This is a genomic window from Tenacibaculum profundi, assembly GCF_057162725.1.
In genome coordinates, this window is sequence record NZ_CM169894.1 from 466,916 (window position 1) to 493,617 (window position 26,702).

11 protein-coding genes are annotated in these 26,702 nt (G+C 34.2%); 2 read left to right on the top strand and 9 right to left on the bottom strand.

Going from position 1 to position 26,702, the window contains the following annotated elements; translation table 11 throughout:
• Window positions 1–41: 41 nt before the first annotated feature.
• Window positions 42–557 (bottom strand): RNA polymerase sigma factor, encoded by a 516-nt coding sequence (locus tag AC2GW8_RS01765; protein WP_440881079.1) that lies wholly within the window; start codon window positions 555–557, stop codon window positions 42–44.
• A 181-nt stretch (window positions 558–738) separates the two neighbouring features.
• Here AC2GW8_RS01765 and AC2GW8_RS01770 point away from each other — a divergent pair, with 181 nt between their 5' ends.
• Together AC2GW8_RS01770 and AC2GW8_RS01775 are read left to right on the top strand one after the other, a co-directional pair.
• Window positions 739–1,938 (top strand): multidrug effflux MFS transporter, encoded by a 1,200-nt coding sequence (locus AC2GW8_RS01770; RefSeq protein WP_440881080.1) that lies wholly within the window; start codon window positions 739–741, stop codon window positions 1,936–1,938.
• A gap of 19 nt (window positions 1,939–1,957) precedes the next feature.
• On the top strand, window positions 1,958–2,653 hold the full coding sequence (locus AC2GW8_RS01775) for a pseudouridine synthase (protein ID WP_440881081.1): 696 nt from the start codon (window positions 1,958–1,960) through the stop codon (window positions 2,651–2,653).
• Between the two features lie 131 nt (window positions 2,654–2,784).
• Here the strand turns inward: AC2GW8_RS01775 and AC2GW8_RS01780 are convergent, their stop codons facing one another.
• From AC2GW8_RS01780 to AC2GW8_RS01815, 8 genes are all read right to left on the bottom strand, one after another.
• Window positions 2,785–3,264 (bottom strand): Lrp/AsnC family transcriptional regulator, encoded by a 480-nt coding sequence (locus tag AC2GW8_RS01780; protein ID WP_440881082.1) that lies wholly within the window; start codon window positions 3,262–3,264, stop codon window positions 2,785–2,787.
• 80 nt (window positions 3,265–3,344) lie between these two features.
• Entirely contained in the window at window positions 3,345–4,397 is a 1,053-nt protein-coding gene (locus tag AC2GW8_RS01785) for a M14 family zinc carboxypeptidase (protein ID WP_440881083.1), read from the bottom strand.
• A gap of 9 nt (window positions 4,398–4,406) precedes the next feature.
• The gene (locus AC2GW8_RS01790; RefSeq protein ID WP_440881084.1) at window positions 4,407–5,873 is read right to left on the bottom strand and encodes an aminotransferase class V-fold PLP-dependent enzyme; all 1,467 of its coding nucleotides are present in this window, start codon (window positions 5,871–5,873) and stop codon (window positions 4,407–4,409) included.
• Between the two features lie 80 nt (window positions 5,874–5,953).
• Entirely contained in the window at window positions 5,954–7,345 is a 1,392-nt protein-coding gene (gene glmM, locus AC2GW8_RS01795) for a phosphoglucosamine mutase (protein WP_440881085.1), read from the bottom strand.
• Between the two features lie 291 nt (window positions 7,346–7,636).
• On the bottom strand, window positions 7,637–8,560 hold the full coding sequence (locus AC2GW8_RS01800; RefSeq protein WP_440880725.1) for a PorP/SprF family type IX secretion system membrane protein: 924 nt from the start codon (window positions 8,558–8,560) through the stop codon (window positions 7,637–7,639).
• 62 nt (window positions 8,561–8,622) lie between these two features.
• Window positions 8,623–22,365, bottom strand: a complete 13,743-nt coding sequence (locus AC2GW8_RS01805; protein WP_440881086.1) for a Calx-beta domain-containing protein — start codon at window positions 22,363–22,365, stop codon at window positions 8,623–8,625.
• A gap of 372 nt (window positions 22,366–22,737) precedes the next feature.
• Window positions 22,738–24,507, bottom strand: coding sequence for a 30S ribosomal protein S1 (gene rpsA, locus AC2GW8_RS01810; RefSeq protein ID WP_440881087.1), 1,770 nt, complete (start codon window positions 24,505–24,507; stop codon window positions 22,738–22,740).
• Between the two features lie 948 nt (window positions 24,508–25,455).
• Entirely contained in the window at window positions 25,456–25,920 is a 465-nt protein-coding gene (locus tag AC2GW8_RS01815; RefSeq protein ID WP_440881088.1) for a hypothetical protein, read from the bottom strand.
• Between the last annotated feature and the right edge of the window lie 782 nt (window positions 25,921–26,702).

The following is a 26,702-nucleotide window of genomic DNA, read 5'->3' on the forward strand; positions in this document are numbered from 1 at the left end:
CTCGTTTTTCTATAATTATAACAAATAAAACTTCTCTAACCCTACTTAAAATTAGGACCTATTTTGTCTCTTAGACTTTTTAGTGCTAAAGACATTCTTTTTTCAACAGCTTTGATCGATATATCCAGTATTTCAGAGATCTCTCTATATTTTTTTTTATCAATTCGATTCATTAAAAAGACTTCCCTCTGTTTTGAGGGTAAATCGGCAATTGCGGCCTTTAGTTTTTTAAGAAATTGCTGCTCTTCTAATATAAATTCAGGTGTTTCATTTGTATATTCTTTTTTGTTTTCAGAAGCATGTTTCAACACTATTTTTTTATGTGCTACATGGTTCAAAAACATATTGTTGGCTACTGTAAATAAAAATGATTTTGCTTTTTCTACAAGTACTTTAGAACAATTCTCCCATAATTTAATGAAAGACTCTTGGACGAAATCTTCTGCAAGATCTCTGTCCCCGCATTTATAGTACATAAAATTATATAAAGATTTTGATTGTTCTTCATATAATTCGTTAAAAGCTTTTTTTTGACAAATATTCTTTCCGGTTTTCATTATAGCAAACTTAAGGTTTTTTAAAAAAATGGTAGGGTATTTTTATTTTTATTTGTTTTATAGTTGATTAATTAAATACGGTGCTATTAGCCATACCCTAACACCCTTCTAACTTTTACTAATAGCACCATTTTAATTATCAATATTTTTTTCTTCTCATTTTGATCGATACTTTTGTACGATGCAAAAAAATAACTACCAATCCAAATTAGAGTTTATTATATTAATGGCCTCACTAATGTCCTTAGTAGCATTATCTATAGACGCTCTTTTACCTGCTTTAAACAAAATAGGTAAAGCTATTAACTTCCCTGACCCTAAAGATTCTCAACTTTTAATTACTATGATTTTTCTCGGATTAGGTGTAGGTCAACTAATAGCAGGGCCAATTTCTGATTCTATAGGAAGAAAACCTGTTGTTTATATAGGTTTTATACTTTTCATAATTGCTAGTTATATTTGTGTTTCTGCAAGGACTATTGATCAAATGATTTTTGGAAGAATTCTTCAAGGTGTAAGTTTATCTGCTCCAAGAACAATAAGTGTTGCCATGATAAGAGATACATTTAGTGGCAACTATATGGCTAAAATAATGTCTTTTATTGTTGTGATTTTTCTTCTTGTTCCTATGATAGCTCCTGCACTGGGAAAAATTATATTAGAATTATACGGTTGGAAGTCCATCTTTTATTTTCAAGTACTATTTGGTTTTTTAGTGACAGTTTGGCTTTGGAAAAGACAACCTGAAACATTAAATTTTAAATATAAAAAACCACTATCTCTTAGGTTATTTATTAATGGATTAAAAGAGTTTTTAAAGAATAAACAAGCGGTAATATTCACCATTATTTCAGGGCTTATAACAAGTTCCTTCATGGTTTACTTGAGTTCTTCTCAGCATATTTTTGAAGAGCAATACAATTTGTCAGAAGAGTTTCCTTTGATTTTTGCAGGTCTTTCTTTATCATTAGGACTTGCCACATTTTTAAATGGTAATCTTGTTATTCGATTTGGAATGCTTAAACTTGTTAGAATCTCTACCATAATTTTAGTTTTCACTTCAATTATCTATATTTTCCTTTTTTTTGAAAAAAGTAATCCTTCAATTGAAATTCTATTTACTTTTTTTTCATTCGAATTTTTCGCTGTTGGTTTCCTATTCGGAAATCTAAGAGCGTTGGCTATGGAACCTTTAGGGCATATAGCAGGGATTGGAGCAGCTTTAAATGGGTTTTTATCAACTATAGTTGCTGTTCCTATTGCTGGTCTTATCGGTCAATGGGTTGATGAAACTGCAATGCCTTTATTTTATGGATTTTCAATCTGTGGAATTTTATCTTTAATATTGCTGGCTTATTTAAGAAAACATATAACTATTTAGCATAAAAATTATTATTACTTTGAATTTAGAAATTATTTATAAAGATGAGTTTATTGTTTGTGTTTCAAAACCAAATAATATCGTTGTTCACCATGCTTATCACTCCAGAAATGTTATTGAAGAGCAATCTTTACTTGAAAAAATTTATGATGAGTTTGGAGAGAAGATGTTTCCTATACATCGTTTAGATAGAAAAACTTCCGGTATCATTTTATTAGCAAGAAATAAAAAAGCAGTTTCGTCTTTCCAACAACTTTTTATCGAAGATAAAATAAAAAAAACGTATTTGGGTATTGTTAGAGGACATTCACCTGAGAGACTAATTATAAACTCTCCTGTGAAAGGAAGGGATGCAAAGGTATATAAAAATGCAGAAACTCTTCTTGAGACAATAGACAAAACAATTCAGAAAATTCCTGTTAAACCTTATGAAACATCAAGATACAGCCTTATTAAATTAACACCTAAAACAGGTAGGTTACACCAACTAAGAATTCATACTAATAAAATTAGCCACCCTTTAATAGGTGATCCAAAATACGGAGACAAGAATCATAATATAATGTACCAAAAAAAATTCGATTGCTATAACTTATTTTTACATGCATATTCTCTTAAGTTTATGCATCCATTGACAAAAAAAGAACTAAAATTAGTTGCTAAATTACCAGATGAATGGAATATTATTTTCAAAAGATATGGATGGAGTTTATAATGATCTTAAATTTCAACACTTCAAAACATCTTGATTAAAAATAGTGTTATTACAAGAAAATAGTTTAAAGAAAAATAGGACTATTACAAAGTAAATATAGCCCTATTTTTATTTAAGTACTTTAAAGAAAATTAAAATTCTTTAAAAATAGCGTGCATTAAGCGCTTTTTATCATTTATACTCTCCTCAAGGGAAATCATAGTTTCAGTTCTATTTACACCATGGATATCGTCTATTCTATAAATTATATCCTTAGCATCATTGGTGTTTTTTGCTCTTACCTTGCAAAATATGTTATATTTTCCAGCTGTAACATAAGCAACAGTAACGTTAGGTATTAGTCTAAGGTTATCCAACACATGTTGTGTCATTGAGGTTTTTTCTAAAAAAACACCAACATGAGCTATAAAAGAATATCCCATTTTTTCATAGTTTAATGAAAGTGTAGAACCTTGAATGATTCCTTCATCTTCCATTTTCTTTACTCTAACATGTATAGTTCCTGCAGAAACCAACAATTTCTTTGCTATATCAGTAAAAGGTGTTCGAGCATTCTCAATTAAGATGTCTAGTATTTGATGATCAATTTCATCTAGGACAAATTTTTTCATTTTTTGTAATTATTCAAATGATGTTACTAAAATATATTTTTTATAATTGTACGTTGCAAAAATTATAAGAGACTTAAAAATCAATCACTTTTATTAATTTCCTTGTGACCCAAATAGAATGATAAGTCTCCTTCTTTCTTTTTAACTAAAGTAAGTGCAAATTTATTACTTTCAATTTGTTCTGCATACTGATAAGCAATATCTTTTTTATTATTTTTTGAACGATAAATTACATCGTAAAAGTTCTTGATATTGTTTGGGATACTAAAATATTCAGTATGATTTTCAAATTTATTATTTTGAGAAATATAAAATATTCCTTGAATTAAGGCATAAAAATTAAATTTTCTAACCTCTTCTCTTTTATAATCATTGGGAAAATGACCTGCTTCAATAAGAATAGTATTATGTCCCATTTTTTGAAAATTATCACCGGTTGCCGATGGATAAAATTCATCTGTATATCTTCCTATATGATTAGGTATTATTTGTTGAAGAAGATTATTCATTGAGCCAATAACATCCATTGTTTGAATTCTTCCCGTCGTCAAACTCCTAGTTTCTTCTTCTGATGGAGCTAGGAAAGAAATAGTAGCTGGATTATGAGTTCCTTCAACACCAAAAATTGTTCTTTGATCATGTAAATTAAAACAAAAATCAGGATTGAAGCTTTCTAAAACTTTTCTTAAAATTCTACTTTCTTTAGCTACTAAATTTACTGCATCTCTATTTAGATCAATTCCATTCGAATTTACTCTAGTATAGGCAAGAGATCCATCTGGATTTAACATAGGAATTATTTGAATTTCGACTTTATTTAATATTTTTTCAACTAAATCAGAATTTGAAAACTCAGTTATAAAATTCAATAAATCGAAAATGGCTTTTGTCCCAGTGCTCTCATTACCATGCATTTGGGTCCATATCAGAATTTTCTTTTTACCTTTCCCTATTTTAATCTTATAAATAGGGATCCCTTTTTCTGAACTTCCAATCTGAATAAGCTCATTTTTTTTTTGATTTTTTAATAATAAAGATTCAATATCATCAAAAGTAATCCACCTACCTTCAATTGATTTTTCTTTTATTTGGAAATATTTTTCCTCTAAAAATTCTATACTAATGGAGCTCATAAATTTAAACTAAAAAGTAAACCATTTATCGACTAATTCTTTCTCTATTGAGATTTCTGAATTGTGAATATAATCATTTTTAATAGGATCATATTTGTAATCTTTAGACCAACTTTCAATATTATTTGCAAGAGTTCTAAGAGAGTTACATATAAAGTTAACTTCAATATCTGTTGTTGTTGGATGCACAGATAAACGAACCCAACCTGGTTTTTCAGTACTACAGCCACTTTTAATTTGGTCTTTTATTTTATGTGACGTGTACTGATCAACATTTAAAAGAAAATGCCCATACGTGCCTGCACAAGAACATCCACCTCGTGTTTGAATACCAAACCTATCATTAAGTAATTTGACAACAAGGTTAAAATGGTACTTTTCAAAATAAAAAGAAAAAATGCTTAGCCTGTTTTTTTGTTCCGGAGCTAACACCCTAATACCCTGAATACCGAAAAGACAACTAAATATTTTTTCATTTATCTGATCTTCTCGCTCCTTGATTTTCTCAATTCCCATCTCTTCTTTTAATTGAATTGATAATGCAATTTTAATGGCTTGTAAGAAGCCTGGTGTTCCACCGTCTTCTCTAGTTTCAACATCATCTATATAATCATGCTCTCCCCATGGATTAGTATAAGTTACAGTTCCGCCACCTGGATTATCTGGAATTGTGTTTTTATATAACTTTTTATTAAACAATAAAACTCCAGAACTTCCTGGACCTCCTAAAAATTTATGTGGAGAAAAGAAGATTGCATCTAAATATTCATCTTCTTTCTCTGGGTGCATATTAATAGATACATAAGGAGCTGAGCATGCAAAATCAACAAAACATAAACCATTATACTTATGAATTAAAGCCGCCACTTTATGGTAATCTGTTTTAATTCCTGTTACGTTTGATGCAGCAATAACTGAAGCAATTTTAATCGGCCTATCTTTATATTTCTTTATCACTTCTTCAAAAATATCTATACAGATCAATCCTTCATCATTACAAGGAACTACTTCTACATCTGCAATAGTTTCATACCAAGATGTTTGATTTGAATGATGTTCCATATGACTAACAAAAACGATGGGGCGTTTTTCCTTAGGGATTTCAGTATATTCTTTTAAATTTTCAGAAACTTTTATACCTAAAATTCTTTGAAACTTATTCACTACTCCAGTCATTCCTGTTCCTTCAGTAATCAATACATCATCTTTACTAGCATTTACATGATTCTTAATAATATTTCTAGCTCTGTTATATGCTAGCGTCATAGCTGCCCCAGTAGTTGATGTTTCTGTGTGGGTATTAGCCACATATGGACCAAATTCATTCAAAAGTTTATCTTCAATAGGCCTGAAAAGTCTTCCGCTTGCTGTCCAATCAGTATAAATTAGTTTTTTCTCACCATATGGTGTTCTAAAAGTTTCATTGATACCTATAATACTATTTCTATATTTTTGAAAATACCCTTCTAAATTCATGTCTTAAAATGTTAATACTTAGTTTATAGCTTGATAATAAAATTTCAATACATTCGAAAAATCAAATTATTGATCATTAATTAAATTATAAATTCTTTTATTTCTTCAATAAATCTAATTGCTAATTGATTAGCTTGCTCTTCTGATTTAGACTCAGTATAAATTCTTATAATGGGCTCTGTGTTCGATTTTCTCAAGTGAACCCATTCATTTTCAAAATCAATTTTTACACCATCAATAGAATTTACTTCTTCATTTTTGTATTTCGATGCCATTTCTTTAAGAATATTATCTACATTAATTTCAGGTGTCAACTGAATTTTATTCTTACTCATAAAATAATTTGGGTAACTATTTCTAAGCTCCTTACAAGAAGTTTTATTATTTGCTAAATGAGATAAAAATAAAGCAATACCTACTAAAGAGTCTCTTCCATAATGAGAACTAGGATAAATAATTCCTCCATTACCTTCCCCTCCAATAACAGCATTTATTTCCTTCATTTTTTTTACGACGTTCACCTCCCCAACTGAACTAGCCTCGTATTTACCTTCATATTTTTCAGTAATATCTCTTAAAGCTCTTGAGGAAGACAAGTTTGAAACTGTATTTCCACCTCCTAACTTATTCAATACATAATCTGCACATGCAACTAATGTGTATTCTTCACCAAACATAGTTCCATCTTCAGATATCAATGCTAACCTATCTACATCTGGATCTACTACAATACCCAAATCTGCTTTCTTTTCAACTACTAACTTTGATATATCCTCCAAATGTTCTTTAAGAGGCTCTGGATTATGAGGAAATTCTCCATTAGGTTCACAGTACAATTCAACACACTTGACATCTAACATTTTTAATAACATGGGCACCGCAATACCTCCTGTGGAATTAACTCCATCAACGACAACCTTAAATTTTGCTTTTTTAATTGCCTTTTTATCAATTAATTTAAGCTTTAATATCTCTTTGATATGCTTTTTTATGTAGTTTTTCTTTTTCTTATAAATTCCCAGATTATCTACAGTTGCAAATTGTATGTTATTACTTTCTGCAAGTTCTAATACCCTAGCTCCGTCTTCTCCATCAATAAATTCTCCTTTTTCATTTAATAATTTTAAGGCATTCCATTCCTTAGGGTTATGAGACGCTGTCAAAATTATACCTCCATCTGCTTTTTCTTTTGGAACTGCTATTTCAACTGTTGGCGTAGTAGATAATCCTAAATCAATAACATGAATACCTAAACTTACTAAGGTATTAGCTACTAAGCTAGTTATCATTTTTCCTGAAATACGAGCATCTCTTCCAATAATTATTTTTATACTCTTTTTATGTTTATTGTTATTTTTAATAAACATACCATAGGCTGCAGCAAATTTAACTGTATCAATGGGGGTTAAATTATCTCCTGTAAAGCCACCTATTGTGCCTCTAATTCCTGAAATAGATTTTATTAATGTCATTTTTAGTTTATAATTGACAACAAATATAGGAGTATTTAGAATATTTCACGATACTGTTTATCTAGTTTAAATGTAACATTTGTTACATTTAAATATCGTTTAAAAAAAAATAAACCCTTTTTTTTGTCGTATTCATAAAATAAAACTCGCTAATCATGATAGCTAAGAGCATCAAAATTAGTGAATAAGATTAAAAAAAATATTAATAATAAGTCTAATAATTACTTTTTAAATTTTTATAATTAAAATTAACAGGTTTTTAATTATCATACAATAACCGTATATCATCAATTAAAAAAATCTGGGTGATTTCACCGTTTGAGGTCTAAATAACTCATAACGCAATAAGAATTCATGGGTACCCGAATTATAATTACTATAATTCGATGTTGTTAAATCATAAGCATAACCTAAAGATAATGATCTGCTTACTTGAAAACCTAACAAAGCACTAATCGAATCATCCCAACGCCATGCAATACCTGCGCGAAACTTCTCATTGAATAAAAAGTTAGCTGAAACATCTAATGACAATGGTGCCCCACTAACAACCTTAGTTAGTAAAGCTGGTTTAAACTTGACACTTTTACTTAAAGCGAAAACATAACCCGCTATAAAAAAGTAATGCATACGCTCAACGGCAACACTACCTCCAGCTAAAGTGTCATCATAATGTTCTGTCCGTAAAATATTAGGAACAGCCAAACCTAAATACCATTTATTCGTATAATAATAAACACCTGCTCCTATCGTTGGTAAAAATCTATTAATAGGAACTGATAATTGTTCATCGCCCTTATCTCTGTAAATCCCCTTAGTCCAATCTATATTGAATAACCTTCCACCTAGTTTCAAGCCAAAAGATAAATTACCTTCCTTAGAAGTCCGCACTGTATAAGATACATTCGCATCTATATAAGTTTCACGTGAAGGACCTATAACATCATTTACCAAATTGATACCTAAACCAACTCCACTATAGCCTAATGGAGTATCATAACTTAAATTAAACGTCTGAGGAGCGCCTTCAATACCAACCCATTGGACTCGGCCTAATAAATTGATAACTCCATGTCCCTTAGAGCCTACATAAGCAGGATTAACACTCATCGTATTAAACATGTACTGTGTATAATGTGGATCTTGTTGACTATAAAGGGTAGCGCCTGTAAATAAAAGGCCTAGCATTATAAGGTTCTGTACTATCTTATTCATCTTCGTATACTTTAGGGGTTTATAATTATACTACACGTCTCGATTATTACATTAAAAATTAATTACTCTCTATTAATATATAACCAGCCTGTTCGTGCCTTAGCCCCTGTTCCTAGATCTAATAGATAATAATACGTTCCTGATGGCAATTGTTCCTCTATTTGAATATTAAAACGTCCATTAGACAAACCTGACCAACTATTATCGTATCGGTTTTTGCTATAAACTAAAGTTCCCCAACGATTATAAATCTCTAATCGATTATTTTTATAACGCTCTTCTCCAATACATGAAATTACAAAGTTGTCATTATTACCATCTCCATTAGGAGTAAACTCATTATAAATCGTCAAACATGGTAGCGTATCTGGATCTAAATAATCTGGAATTCCATCTTCATCTGTATCCAATGCATCCTCTGGACCTCCATCGCCATTCTGATCTGCTGACTCATCGATAGTATCAATGCCATCACCATCATCGTCCATATCTAAATAATCTGCAACACCATCACCGTCAGTATCGTCATTATTTAGATCTCCATCTCCATCAATGTCTTCTAAAATCGTTAAAATACCATCATCATCATCATCGATATCTTGGTAATCTGGCAAACCATCACCATCAAAATCTGGAACGTCGGGTAATTCTCCACCATTATCGGGGTCTATTAAATCAACCAAACCATCACCATCGGAATCAGTCATATCATCAAGCATACCATCACCATCAAGATCCAATAATGGATCACTGCCTCCTTCTTGTAAATCTGTAACACCATCACCATCACTATCTAAATCTTGAAAATCAGGTCTACCATCTCCATCAGTATCGGGAATAATAGATCTTATTCCTCCTTGATTGGGATCTACTGAATCTGCTAAACCATTACCATCACTATCAGTTTGATCGTCTATAATACCATCTCCATCACTATCTAATGATATATCTATACCACTTTCTACTAAATCTGAAATACCATCATTATCGCTATCTAAATCTTGAAAATCAGGTCTACCATCTCCATCAGTATCATCTAATATTGTTTTGCTTCCTGCATTAATATCGCTATCGTCAGCATCAGCTGTATCGATAATTCCATCATTATCAGCATCAAGCAAGCTATCTAATACACCATCTCCATCAACATCAACAATACTAGCGTTTTGACCACTTTCTATTAAATCTAGAATTCCATCACCATCACTATCTAAATCTAAATGATCTGGAATACCATCATCATCAGTGTCTCTATTCACATCACCTGCCTGTTCTACGGTATCTAAAATTCCATCATTATCAGCATCCAAATCATATAAATCTTCTATTCCATCACCATCGGTATCAATCATTAAGACATCTCCAAAACCATCTAAACCGTCAACTAAATCAGGAATACCATCACCATCAGTATCTGTTAGGTCATCAATAACGCCGTCTCCATCTACATCTAAGCTTCCTGGTAAAGCTGCATTATTAGGTTCTTGAAGATCGGGAGTACCATCATTATCTTCATCTGGTAAGGTATTACCATCAATCAAATTACCGGTATCTATTTGACCGTCATTGTTAGTATCGGCTCCGCCTGCTTCATCTACATCATTAATTCCGTCGCCATCACTATCTAAATCTTGAAAGTCTGGAACACCATCGCCATCAGTATCAGGAGTATTGGAAACTGTGCCTCCATTATCTGAATCAACCAAATCGGGTAAGCCATCATTATCACTATCTGTTTGATCATCAATAACACCATCATTATTAGTATCCAAATTAGAATCTCCTCCTCCTTCTACTAAATCAGAAATACCATCATTATCACTATCCAAATCTTGGTAATCAGGGATTCCATCATCATCGGTATCTATTAGAGAACTGCCATCCGTTCCTAGTTCATCTGAAGTTAAAATGCCGTCTCCATCATCATCTGCATCTTGATAATCAGGTGAGCCATCACCGTCAAAATCTGGCGTGTTTGGAACCTCTCCTCCATTATCTGAATCTACTGAATCAACTAGTCCATCACCATCGGTGTCTGTTAGATCATCAAGTATGCCGTCATTATTACTATCCAAATTAGGGTTATTTCCGCCCTCTTGAAGATCAGTAATTCCATCTCCATCACTATCCAAATCTTGATAATCAAATAAATCATCGCCATCGGTATCGGGAACATCAGGTAATACTCCACCATTATCTGGATCTATCGAATCGGATAACCCATCACCATCAGTATCAATTGTATCGTCTATTATACCATCTTGATTACTATCTAGATTTGGATCTGATCCACTTTCAATCAAATCCGATATTCCGTCATTATCACTGTCTAAATCTTGGAAATCAAAATGACCATCTCCATCAGTATCAAGAGGTATTGTACTGCTTCCTGAGTTGATATCACTATCATTTGCATCTGCTGTGTCAATAATACCATCATTATCTGAATCAGTAGAACTATCCAATACGCCATTACCGTCGGTATCAACTATACTGGCATCCTGCCCACTCTCTATTAAATCTGAAACTCCGTCTCCATCACTATCTAAATCTAAATGATCTGGAATTCCATCACCATCGGTATCTCTATTAAGGTCTCCAGCTTGTTCAACAACATCTAAAACACCATCGTTATCGTCATCAAGGTCATAAAGATCTTCTATTCCATCACCATCCGTATCAGTCATTAAGACATCTCCAAAACCATCTAATCCATCAACAGAATCAGAAATACCATCCCCATCAGTATCTGTTAAGTCATCAATAACTCCGTCTCCATCAACATCTAAGCTTCCTGGTAAAGCATCATTATTCGGTTCCTCTACATCTGGAGTTCCATCGCCATCTTCATCTGGTAAGGTATTACCATCAATCAAATTACCGGTATCTATTTGACCGTCATTGTTAGTATCAGCTCCGCCTGCTTCAATAACATCATTAATTCCGTCGCCATCACTATCTAAATCTTGAAAGTCTGGAACACCATCGCCATCAGTATCAGGAGTATTGGAAACTGTGCCTCCATTATCTGAATCAACCAAATCGGGTAAGCCATCATTATCACTATCTGTTTGATCATCAATAACACCATCATTATTAGCATCCAAATTAGAATCTCCTCCTCCTTCTACTAAATCAGAAATACCATCATTATCACTATCCAAATCTTGGTAATCAGGAACTCCATCACCATCAGTATCGTCAGGATTCGTTCTATCATCTCCTACTTCTACGCTAGTTAAAATACCATCACCATCATCATCGATATCTAATACATCTAATATTCCATCACCATCCTGATCATCAGGACCACTGCCGTCACCATTCGAATCGTATTCATCAGCATTACTAATACCATCACCATCACAGTCTGCTGTTCCTATAGCAAATGGATCTGGCATACAAGAATCATTAGGCACAACATCCAAAATATCACAAGTACCATCACCATCACTGTCTGTATTGTCTGGAATACATGGATTACTTGGATCTGGATCAACCGTATCACAAACACCATCACCATCGGCATCTGTAGCGTCTGGAATACATGGGTCTGTTATATCGGGATCTACTGTATCGCAAACGCCATCCATATCTTCATCATGACTATTGGGAATACATGGATTACCTGGATCTGGATCTATTACATCACAGACCCCATCATTATCAGCATCTATATTATTTGGAACACATGGATCTGTGGGATCTGGATCAACTGTATCACAAACGCCATCCATATCTTCATCGTTACTATTTGGAATACAAGGATCACTCGGGTTTGGATCTATGACATCACAAATACCATCACCATCACTATCGGCGCTATCAGGCACACAAGGTTCTGTTATATCGGGATCTATAGTATCGCAAACACCATCCATATCTTCATCATGACTATTTGGGATACATGGATTACCTGGATCTGGATCAACCGTATCACAAACACCATCACCATCGGCATCTGTATTATCGGGTATACAGGGATCAGTTGGATCTGGATCAACCGTATCACAAACGCCATCATCATCGGCATCGGTAGCATCTGGTATACAGGGATCGCTTGGATCTGGATCAACCGTATCACAAACACCATCACCATCGCTATCTGGAGCTCCTACAGGACAGGGGTCAGTGACTATCGGATCAACAACATCACAAATGCCATCATCATCTATATCACTTCCAGTAGGAATGCAGGGATCATTTGGATTTGGATCAACCGTATCACAAACGCCGTCACCATCGGCATCTGTAGCATTCGGTATACAGGGATCACTTGGATCTGGATCAACCGTATCACAAACGCCATCATTATCAGCATCAACTGAATTCGGATCACATGCCTCATTTGGATTTGGGTCTATCGTATCACAGATTCCATCGCCATCTGCATCCCTGGCATCTGGAATACAGGGATCTGTGGGATTGGGATCTACAGTATCACAATAACCATCACCATCACTATCTGCACTATCTGAATCACATGGATCATTCGGATTCGGATCTATGGTATCACAAACGCCATCACCATCAGCATCTGTCGCATCTGGTATACAGGGATCAGTGGGATTCGGGTCTATAGTATCACAATAACCATCGCCATCTTCATCCATAGAATTTGGATTACATGGATCATTGGGATTTGGGTCTATCGTATCACAAACGCCATCACCATCAGCATCTGTCGCATCTGGTATACATGGATCTGTGGGATTTGGATCTACCGTGTCACAATAACCATCGCCATCTTCATCCATAGAATTGGGATTACATGGATCACTTGGATTTGGATCTATAATATCACAAACGCCATCGCCATCACTATCTACTCCATTCGGAACGCATGGATTTGTTGGATTAGGATCAACACTATCGCATATCCCGTCGCCATCGCTATCTAAATCAAGAGAGCTACAAGGTGTTACAACTTCTGGATCTACAGTATCACAAACGCCATCGCCATCGGCATCTGTAGCGTCTGGAATACACGGATCATTGGGACCTGGATCAACAGTATCACAATAACCATCGCCATCACTATCAGTCGCATCTGGTATACACGGATCATTGGGACCTGGATCAACAATATCACAATAACCATCACCATCTGTGTCAGTACTTTTGGGAACACAAGAATCACTCGGGTTTGGATCTACCGTGTCACAAACGCCATCATTATCAGCATCGGTATTATCAGGAACGCAAGGATCTGTAGGATTTGGATCTATAGCATCACAATAACCATCATTATCAGCATCCGTACTATCTGGTATACAAGGATCACTCGGATTCGGATCTACCGTATCACAATAACCGTCACCATCGGCATCGGTAGCATCTGGTATACAGGGATCGCTTGGATTCGGATCTACTGTATCACATACACCATCATTGTCAGCATCGGTATTGTCAGGAATACATGGATCACTTGGATCTGGATCAACCGTATCACAAACGCCATCATTATCAGCATCGGTATTATCGGGAATACAAGGATCATTGGGACCTGGATCTATAGCATCACAATAACCATCGCCATCAGTATCTGTTGAATCTGGTAAACATGGATTGTTTACATCATTATCTGTAATTGTTCCTCCACCAACTAAATCTGTCATAGTTATCGACTCGGGACTTGGGGAACCTATAAAAACATTACTCAATAAGACTTCATAAGTTTCTGTTGTCTCATAAACATTATTGTCAATAGTTGTTATTGGAATAATAACTATTGTACTTCCTTCAGGTATTGTATAACTTACATTGCTTTGTTGTAAATAATCGGTTCCAAATGTAGCAGTTAAATCATTGGTTGAAACATCAAACGTTACATCGTACTGCGATGCATTGCTTAAAGTAGCCGTAAAGTTTGCTGTACTTCCTTCGGCAACTGTAATATCATCGATACTAATCGTTGGCGCTGGACTGGTCGTTGTATCATCTAAAATTGTTCCATCTCCTACTAAATCTGTTGTGGTTATCGACTCTGGGGTTAGTAAGCCAATACGCACATTACTCAGCGTAACCGTATAGGTCTCATTGGTAGGTTCATACGTAGTATCACCTAGGGTTACTACTGGAATCGTTACGGTAGTACTTCCAGCTAAAATCGTATAACTTTCAATACTCTGTGAGGTATAATCTACCCCTGCTTCTGCAGTGCCATCAATCGTGGTCACATCAAAGGTCACGTCATATTGGGAGGGATTACTTAAAGTCGCTGTAAAGTTTGCTGTATCTCCTTCGGTTACTGTGATGTCATCGATGCTAATCGTTGGCGCTGGACTAGTTGTTGTATCGTCTAAAATTGTTCCATCTCCTATCAAATCCGTGGTCGTAATTGACTCGGGTGTTGGAGAGCCAATACCTACGTTACTCAGCGTAACGGTATAGGTCTCACTAGTCGGCTCATAAGTAGTATCTGCTAAAGTTACTACTGGAATCGTTACTGTAGTACTTCCGGCTAAAATAGTATAACTTTCAATACTCTGTGAGGTATAATCTGCCCCTGCTTCTGCAGTGCCATCACTCGTGGTTACATCAAAGGTCACGTCATACTGAGCAGCATTACTTAAGGTTGCGGTAAAGTTTGCTGTACTTCCTTCGGTTACTGTGATGTCATCAATGATAATCGTTGGCACTGGACTGGTTGTTGTATCATCTAAAATTGTTCCTGATCCTACTAAATCCGTAGTACTAATTCCTTCTGGTGTTGGTGAACCGATACGTACGTTACTCATCGTAACGGTATAGGTCTCATTCGTTGGCTCATAGGTCGTATCCCCTAAGGTTACTACTGGAATATTTACCATAGTACTTCCGGCTGATATTGTATACGTCTGACTTGTTTGAGAGGTATAATCTGCTCCTGCAACTGCCGTATCATCACTCGTAGTAACCTCAAAGGTTACATCATACTGCGATGCATTGCTTAAAGTCGCGGTAAAGTTTGCTGTATCTCCTTCGGTTACCGTGATGTCATCAATACTAATCGTTGGCGCTGGGCTGGTCGTAGTGTCGTCTAAAATCGTTCCGTTTCCTACCAAATCCGTGGTCGTAATTGACTCGGGTGTTGGAGAACCAATACCTACATTACTAAGCGTAACCGTATAAACTTCATTGGTAGGCTCATAGGTAGTATCGCCTAAGGTTACTACTGGAATCGTTACCGTAGTACTTCCGGCTAAAATCGTATAACTTTCACTACTCTGTGGGGTATAATCTGCCCCTGCTTCTGCAGTGTCATCAATCGTGCTTACATCAAAGGTCACATCATACTGGGCAGCATTACTTAAAGTAGCTGTAAAGTTTGCTGTGGCGCCTTCGGTTACTGTGATATCATCAATACTGATAGTTGGCGCACTATCATCTAAATCTGTAATCGTTCCTGTCCCGATCAAATCAGTTGTTGTAATTGAAGTTCCCGTTCCTGTCTGAACATTACTCAATGTTACTGTATACGTTTCATTCGCTGGTTCATACGTACTATCATTAATCGTTACTACTGGAATCGTTACTGTAGTATTTCCTGCGGTAATCGTGTAACTTTGACTTGTTTGTGATGTGTAATCACTTCCTCCCGTTGCCGTGCCATCACTCGTAGTTATATCAAAAGTAACATCACAGGCTATCGCTTGGCTTATGGTAGCTGTAAAGTTTGCGGTGGTTCCTTCTGCAACTGTATTATCATCAATACTAATCGTCGGAACTGGATCTACGGTAATTTGTACAACATTGCTTAAGGCGGTACAAGTAACTCCATTAAGTAAAGAAGATACTTCTCTTCTATACCACATGTTCTGAGTATGCACTCCTGCATCATACGTGGCATTAGTAGCTCCTCCAATGGGTGTAAAAATAGATCCATCGGTACTGCTTTCCCATTGATAACTTAAAGTTCCGCTTCCTGTTGAAGCTTCTGTTTCTGTGAAAGCTACCGGATCATCTCCTAAACAAATTGTTTGATTTGATCCAACAGTTCCACCTGTTACATCATTTATGATTAAAGTAGCTTCCGAAGTCGTTACACTCGCACATGTGTTTTTTGTACTGGTTACTAATAATCTATATTTATTATTCGACGCTCCTATTAAAGAATTTGTTAAAGTTAAGCTTGCTGTAGTCGCATTGCTATAAACTCCTCCGTTAGGAATATTAGTCCATGGCCCCGATCCTCCTTCTTGTTCTTGCCATTGATATTCTAAATCTGTGGTATTGGGTGTACTTCCACTATAATTTGGTGTGGTTGCCGGTGCTGTTCCTGTAAATATCGTTGTGCTTAAAGAGGAAGCTACTCCCGTAAAGGTTACATTATCACCTAAACAGATGGTTGCATCGCTAGGTTGGGTATCTACTTGTAAACTGGTAGCTTCTGTTTCGTTACCCGTTACTCCATCATAACCTCCTGATCCTCCAGTGACTTGTCCATTACTATCAAATCCTGTTCCGTCTAAGTCTCCATCAGAGTCACCATCGGTTCCTCCTGATTCCAAAACATCATTACAACCATCATTATCACTATCTAAATCTAAATAATCGGGGGTTCCGTCACCATCTGAATCTACACATGCAATAAGTTGTATATCTCTCCATGCGATTCCTCCCGATAAGCCAGACAAGTTCAGAAATTCTACTCGAGTAATATCTTGGTAAAGAACATCTATTTCAAAAGGATTTCCTCCAGAATCTCCATTTGGAATTGACCTACCAGCTATAACAGCTTTTAATATATTTGACGCATCATACAATCTTATTTCACCAATATAACTTATGGCTTGAGCGTCACTTAAAACTACTCCTCCATTGTTATATATTCTTATTTTTTTCATATCCGTTTCCGGAAATGTATATGATACATCCGAATAACCTCCACTTGAAGTCGCATCCGCAATATAGGTTCCCAAACTACCATCAATTGTATTATTCAATGATCCAGCTAGACCTACTCCATTAACTGGTGAATTAAAATCACTGTCCGTACTGGAAACACTAATTGGCATTACTACCTCTTCTAAAGAACATTCAACAGAATCTAAGATTCCATCATTATCATTATCTAAATCACAGGAATCTGCTATACCATCAGAGTCATTGTCTGAAAAACTAGAAATGGAAACATCACAACATACAATGCTATCAGAACTATCAGTAACTGCTGCCGTTGTTGCTTGCCCTCCTGAGGTTGTTAAAGGAATACCATTTCCATCAACTCCACTCGTAAATACTCCATCTGTTAGCTGTGTATAATTGTATGACCCTGATGCCTCCAATGCATCGAAACAACCATCATTATCACTATCTAAATCTAGATAATCTTTTACTCCATCACCATCTGTGTCTGGGCAAAATATTTCATCAACTGAAAATCTGAATCCTTCTAAAGAGGCGCCTCCTGCTGCTTTAATAGAGAATTCAGTTGCCCCTACAGGAAAAACAACATACCATCTTAATAAGTTATTACTCCAAGCACCACTTCCTTTATCTCCTGGAGCTTGAGTAAAACTTCCCCCATTTGATATGCTATGATCTCCTCCAATAATTTGGTTTCCTTGAGGATCATAAATTTTAGCATTCCCACTTCCTCCTTTCCATGTGATAGTATAGGTAGAAAATTTTGATCCGAAACTAGCTGAAAAACCTGAAGAACTTTTATCTACAAAACCAAACAGTTTTAGTTCTAAATTAACACCAGAAGGTAATGAGCTTATTTTAAAGTTAGCATCTAAATCCCAATCTGAACTACCTGTATAAACAGAGTACAACTCATTATTATCTGTTAAACCCGAGGATAGGATTGTACCTCCTGTTTGAGTAATTGACCAATTAGCAGTGCCACCAGAATTTGGTAAATTAAAAGTTCCTTTTGTGGCATCAATAATACTGAAATTTCCTGCATCAGTAAAACATTCTTCTGAATCTAAAATACCATCATTATCTGAATCTAAATCACAATAATCACTAATATTATCATAATCTATATCCTCAAAACCAGATATAGCTGGATCGCAACAAGCCGAGCCATTATCTGCATTAGTAACGGATGCCGAAGTAACTTGCCCTCCTGATGTGATCAAAGGAATACCGTTTGCATCTACACCTCCAGTAAATGCTCCATTTGTTAATTGTGTATAATTATAATTACCATTGGCTTCCAAAGAATCATAACAGCCATCATTATCGCTATCCAAATCAAAATGATCATAAATACCATCTCCATCAGTATCTTCACCAATACAGGTTAAACCAGGTGAAGAATGATCTCCAACTAAAACTTTAACTTCATCTAAAGCTGGATAATTATATCCTGTTGAACTTGCTACATGACCGTCAGTTCCTGAATGAGCATAAAACTCTAACCTTTGATTTGCCGAAGTCACTGTAAAAACAATTCGTTCTTCCTGCCATACTTGATTTCCCTCACCAAGATAAGGCTGTTCGTTACTAAACTTTGATACTCCTCCAAAAAGAACTTCAAAACGTGCTAAATCATTGATTGCAGTTGTACCTTCAATCCCTGCGTGTGTTTGGTAAAAAACTACAGTATATTGTTCTCCTACCGTTAAATTTGTTAAATCAGTGTAAAAGGATTCGCCTCTTCCTGATGCATTAGTCCACCCTCCAACAAACACACCTCCATCAGGTGATGCGGGTGTTCCATCAGCAATTCCTGACCAAGTACCTGAACCTGTAGTAGGCATAGGCGATTGCCAGGAATCTGCACTTCCAGCACCATTTACCCATCCTCCTGCGGTAACATTGCTATTATATGCATCTGTACTGGCTATTCCTGCTAAGTCCTCGAAGGTTCCATCGACACCTAAATTTATCGCTGGGTTACAATTTATCCCTTCATCTATATCTAAGATTCCGTCATTATCATCATCCAGATCTAAATGATCAAATACACCATCGTTATCATTATCAGGTGGACAAACCATACTCGATTCATCCTTAACGGCTGGAATATCTCCTGTATTATACGCAGCACCAATCACAGATCCATCTGCATTCACTTCATTTTCTGCTAAAGTCAATGGATCACCTGTTCCATATTGTTCTCCGTCATCTCCATCTGTATTAAACAAATTATAAGCCTCATCAGCATCAGAACATGAATCGTTATCACTATCCGTATCTAAATGGTTTAAAGAACCATCTCCTTCATAATCGTCAGAACATCCAAGTAAAGGAAAATATTCTGCCACATAATTATTTAAATCGAAAAATATTTCAGATGCATACGAGTTTGTTTCTGCGGTACCTGATAAACTATAAATTCTATAATATTTATAACTTGAGGCATTTTGCGTAACTGTAAATACATGATGCCAATAATTACCATAAGTTAAAACTGGATTATTAGTTAGAGATTTATTATAAGTACTTGCTACATTTAAATCAATCCAAGAACTACCATCCTGACTTCCTTGTAATTTTAATTGTGCTCCGTTAAATTGACCATAATAGTTAGTGTATGTTAAAAATAGTTGGGCTATTTCAACAGGTCTAATGAACTCAAAGGTGTATATTGCTATTTCTGTTAAATTTTTAGGATAAAATTTGATGGCACCTGTGTTGTTGCCATCAACCAGTAAATTAGCATTATTGTAAGAAGGATCCATAGTGACACCAGAGGTAATCGTTACCACATTTTGACGGTCACCTGATTGAGCTTCATTCAACGATAAAAAACAGTTAGGTGATTCTACAGAATCTTTTATACCATCATTATCATCATCAACATCATCCAAATCACTCACACCATCTCCATCAAAATCGGAACTGGCTGATGATATAATAGCTATATTGATAGGCTCATCAGAGCATAAACTATCAGAATCACAAACCCTAACTGTTATTTCGTATAAATTATTAGTATCAGCATCTAAAGGTGCAGAATAATCAGGAGGACTGTTAAAAGTTATTACTCCTGTATTTGTATCTATTGAAAAATAAGCTGCATCCGCACCTAAGAGCGTATAGTTTAATCCATTATTTTCGCTATCTTTTTCATCATTACTCTCTATATCATGAACAACCACCGTATCAAATTCAGTATATTCAATATTTATAGCGTTGGTTATTTGAGGTGCTACTAGGATACACCCTAAATAAATATCAATTTCACCATATTGATTTTTATCCACACCAACAACATCATTATCCAAATCAACTAAAACACTATTATATGGTGACTCCTCATTAACTGGTGAAAATTGTACTCCGTAAATAGCAGGAGTTGGATAATTTAGTGCATCCCCTGTGAAAACTACATAATCCTCCGCTCCATTCACCTGTCCTGCTGTAACGTCATGGAAAGCCCAAGAAGCGCCTCCTCTGGAATTTGGTCCTGTCCCATTTCCGGGATAAATACCCGTTTGATATCGATTCGCTCTTTCCCATATCTTCTGATTATTTAAACTGTAACGATAATTGAAAACACTATGGGAACCTGTATATATGCAATTTGAAGATAGTTGTATTTCTGAAAGTAATACCTCATCACCAGCAGCATTGAAATCAATGTCTCCTACGGGAAAGTTAGAGACCGAATCTACGATACAAATTTCCTCCTTATCTGAAGATACTATAAAATCTCCATTTGCATCGAGCTCTAATGATCTAATAGACTTGATATTATTAACTCCATACAAAGAATAATAAAGTTTGTTTTGCATTTCATTATACCCAACTCCAACAACGAGTTCATTAACAGGTGCCGCATTCCCATTTATTGTTCCTGCATTTAAATAATCATATGTATTTAAAATGGTACCGTTATTTAGATCAATACGATAAATTTTCCCATCATCATAATTGGTAGCAAATAATATATTATGAACTGGATCAATATCAATATAACCAACAGTTAGTGATGTGCCTGGCAGGGTAACAAACAAACTAACCGAACCAGTTATTCCATCTATTTTATAGATATTAGCATTCCCTCCTTGTCCCCATATTCGTGTAGCGGAAGTATAAATATCACCTGTGTCTCTATCAATTGCAAGTCCCATCAAAGTTTGCCCTCCAAAGCTTGATGGTGTCCATCCTTGAACCATAGGCGTTGATTTCCAATATAAACCATGATTAGAAGAACCTCCATCATGCAAAGCACCTAAACCTCCAAAGTCTTTGATTCCGATAGTCATATTATCCAAACCAGGTAAACAAGTTATTACAGCATATCCCTTTTGTAAGATCAGACCACTGGGATCAGGTTCTTGACATGTATCTTGTAAGGAATATTTATAATCATTTACAATAATTGTATTATATATTGAACCTACCTCCATTTTCCAGTCGCCGCCTTTTCCTGTGATATTTGTTGAGGCTGCTACTGACACATTTAATTTTTTTTCGAGAAAATCGATTGTTTTTCTTCCTTTTATTCCTTTAGCAAAGTTACATCCATAAAAAATAAGAGACTTTAGCTTAGACTTATCTATTAGTAAAGTATTAAACCATTTTAGTATTTCAATTCGATTAAGCCATTTTCCGTTTATAAATAACATCCCCTCCTTTGCATGACTAAAAATATGTAACTGTACAGGTGATTCTTTTTTAAATTTTGAATAAATTTCATGATTATTTAAAATCGATTTTCTGATTAGGTCTTTATCTTCAAGATTAGATTCTATAAAAACTATTGACTCTGAGTCACCTGATTCAATTTTACCTGAATTATTAAATTCTATAATTTCTTCGGCAGAAATAGTTAACGAATTAAATAAAGATATAATGAAAACAATTAATAAAAATGAAAATTTATTTCTGTTTTCTTTAAATTTGGGAATTAAAAACATAATGTGATTTTTTACGTAAAACTTTAATTATGGAGATCGCTCGAATCTAATTATTAAAACTTTACGTAAAATTATTGTTGGTTAAATCAACATTATGTAACGATTAAGTGAATAAGAAGTTACCTTGTACTTCTTATTCTACTTTCTTTGCTATTAGTGAATTGTTAATTATAACAAATAATATTTGATTTTTTATATGAAAATATCAAATAAGTACTTATGGTTTGATGATGATTAAGAACTATTGCTTTTAGTAACGGTTTCTATTTTTTTTAAATAAAAAAAATATCAGATAGATAATTCTATCTGATATTTAATATTATTGACTACTCATATATAAAGAGTAGAATATAAAAAGAAATAAATGTTGTTTTATTTTCCTTCCATTTTTTTCTTTAATTCAGCTAATCCGCCGATATCTCCTAAAGTAGTTTTTTCAACTTCTTGAGCTTTCTTTGCAGCAGCCTTAACATTCTTTTGTTCTTCCTCTCTAAAGATAGATGTATGAGAAACAACAATTCTACGATATTCTTTACTAAACTCAGTCACTTGGAACTTAACAGCATCTCCTTTTGCTAATTTACCACCTTCTTCTTTCTCAAGGAAACGAGTTGGGGCAAATGCTTCAACACCATCAGCAAAAACTACCGTTGCACCTTTATCATTCTTTTCTTTAATGGTACCATCGTGAATTGACCCTATTGCATACTTAGCTTCGTGTGCATCCCAAGGATTTTCTAAAGTCTGCTTATGACCAAGATTTAACTTACGATTTTCAACATCCAATTCTAGTACTTGAACTTCTAACTTATCACCAACCGTTACAAAATCAGATGGATGCTTTATTTTCTTAGTCCAAGATAAATCAGATATGTATACCAATCCATCAATTCCTTCTTCTAACTCAACAAACACACCAAAGTTAGTGTAGTTACGAACAGTTCCCGAGTGCGTAGAACCTACAGGGTATTTTGAAGTGATATCAGTCCATGGATCTGGATGTAATTGTTTAATACCTAAAGACATTTTACGCTCTTCACGATCTAAGGTTAAGATTTGAGCCTCAACTTCATCTCCAACCTGAACGAAATCTTGAGCTGAACGTAAATGAGTTGACCATGACATTTCAGATACGTGAATTAATCCTTCAACACCATCTTCTACCTCAACAAATGCACCATAGTCAGCTAAAACAACAACCTTACCTTTTACATTATCTCCAACTTTTAATTCTGGGTTTAATGCTTCCCATGGGTGAGCAGATAATTGTTTTAATCCTAATTGAATTCTAGACTTATTATCATCAAAGTCTAGGATTACAACGTTTAATTTTTGGTCTAATTCAACAACTTCGTTCGGATGGTTGATACGAGACCAAGATAAATCAGTAATGTGAATTAATCCATCAACACCTCCTAGGTCAACAAATACACCGTAAGAAGTTACATTCTTCACAACTCCTTCTAATACTTGTCCTTTCTCTAATTGACCGATAATTTCACGTTTTTGATCTTCTAAATCAGCTTCGATTAATGCTTTATGAGATACAACTACGTTTTTAAATTCATGGTTGATTTTAACAACTTTGAATTCCATAGTTTTTTCAACATACTGATCGTAATCACGGATAGGCTTCACATCAATTTGAGAACCTGGTAAGAAAGCTTCAATACCAAATACATCAACAATCATACCTCCACGAGTTCTACACTTAACAAAACCATTAACGATTTCTCCAGTTTCATGAGCATTGTTAACACGATCCCATGCTTTAATTACTCGTGCTTTTTTGTGAGATAGTACTAATTGACCAGAAGAATCTTCTCTTTTATCAACTAATACTTCTACTTTGTCTCCAACAGCTAAGTTAGGGTTATAACGAAATTCATTTAATGAAATTACTCCCTCAGATTTAGAGTTTATATCAATAATAGCATCACGGTCAGTAACACGAACTACAACACCTTCTATTACATCACGTTCATTTACGAAACCTACAGTTCCTTCTAAAGCTGTTTCAAATTCTTTTAATTTAGACTCATCAACTGCCTCAATACCTTCTTCGTACTTGTGCCAATCAAAGTTTGCTAAAAATTCTGCTGGATTTACAGCTTCCGCTGTTTTTTTTGTTTCTTCAGACATGTCTGAATGTTTTTGTATCTTTTTGTTAGCCAGATTTTAACAATACTAACGCTAAGAGAAATTAAACTTTTTTAAATAAAAATATACCCTTTTCAAATCTGTTATTGTAAAAAGGAGTGCAAATTTACGGATTTTTATTGTGAATCCATAAAAATTATTAGATCAATTACTTTTTCTTCATGTAAATATCTAACCATTCTTCTTATCTAAGAAAGAATAGTAAATATTTTTTCTCGTAATTTATCATAACCAAACAATACCTTGCAATAAAACACTAAAAAGCAACATTACCACTATTTTGTTGAGTATTTTTTCTTTTATTTAAACAATACAATGAATAAAATTTGACACCTATGTAAAATTAATTTAAGATTAAAGAATGAGACTGAGAAAAACAAGGGAAGAACTTTCAGCGGGATTTTACCCATATTAAGAAACTTCTTCAGAATAACGTTTGCTCAAAATAGTCTTAATCAGATTTGTCTAAAATATGTAGAATTGAAACTCAAAATAAACATTGAGACTCAAAAAAAAACACTTCAACAACAAGGGACAACTTTTTAGAAAAGGAAGGTGTAACATTTAGCTTAAAAGAGATTTTATTTCAAAAAAATTACTCTATTTTATTCTAATTCGCCTTATTTAAATCTTCCGCTAAGATATTTCTTAAATCTTTGCTCAAATTCATATATAGAATCTAAATCTTTCATTTAAGCATGTGGCTTTATTGTAATCAATTTTTTAAGGATAAAAAACATCACTATCAAGATTAATTCTTCAAACTCTTTTTCAGTCAAGAAATTATCAATTGCCTATTTTTTTCAGAATGATATTTTACTTTCATTTTTTGAGTTTGAGTTTGAGTTTTAATGATGTACAAGGGTTCTTGTATGGTGTCGTAGTATCCCGCAGGTTACTATGCACTATACACATTGTTATACTTATTTTTTACTTTCTATTATACCAATCTCCTTTTATCTTTCTCATTTTAATTAGATAAGGTGTAAGTGCTATCAACTCTAATCTTATATCAAAATTAACCCCATTATTATCTGATAAAAATGGTAATACTAGCATTACAATTGAGCAAGTGACAATTCCGATAATTGCGTCAATTATCGCAAGGTTAACCGCCCAATCTTTCTCAGTCCAAAGGCCAAAAGACACGGTTCCTTTAATTGCCAAAAATAGAATTATTAATAATCCTGTAATAGATAGTGTATTAGTTGTTTCTAAACCATATAGTGCAAGATTAAAATCAAGACCTATCGCCCCTAGTATTAAACCAACTGGTACTATTGCTCCGAAAACCATAAATATCCAAAGGAATATTTTTATCCAAACTGGCAGTAGTTTACGTCTTCTTTCTTTTGTAGATGATAAATCGCTATCTATTATTTCCGATTCTGTCATTTCGTCTTAATTAAGTATAACTAGCGGGGACACAATTGTGTATATTTCCGTTGCAAATATAAACGTTTACAGATGTTTAGGCCTAACAATAAAAATTTTCAATTTTTGATCACCAGTTTCAATAAATTTAGAACATAAAAAAATACGTCTTAAAAAATGCTTTTTGTAAATATACTTTTAACATTTCGTACAAAATATGTTTTAATGTAGTTTATTATTGTGGACTGACTGTTTTTATTTTTTTAGTCTAAATTGATTAATTTCGATTTCAAAAACCAATTCATCATTCCACTCAATTTATTCCCCCTTTACTTTCATAAAATTCAGCAAATACTTTATCCTTGTCAATTATTTCCAGAACAACACCTTCTACCCCAAATTTTAATTGTTTATTCAGATTTACAGTAAGTTCAATATTTTTATGGAAATACCTCCTTATTCAGAATTTTAATCAAGTCATTAGTTTTTTAATTCTTGAAAACAAATCTCCAAGTAAAATAATTTACTTTGTGTATCTCCTTTTTAAATAGTTACCAATTCTTTACCGAGTTCTTTTGTGTTCGTTTCAAAGCTTTTTGGGTCACTATACTTATCCTTATAATCTCAATCCCCGCAAAAAAATTGATGGCTTTTCTGAATTGAACCGACACAAATTTAACTTTCTAACTATCAACAAATAAACATAAAAAAACTATATTTCTATAATGAAAAAAAGTAACTTCTTTTTTGAATACATTTTTAAATTATTAAGACATTTATGGAGAATTATTTTCACAGTTCAA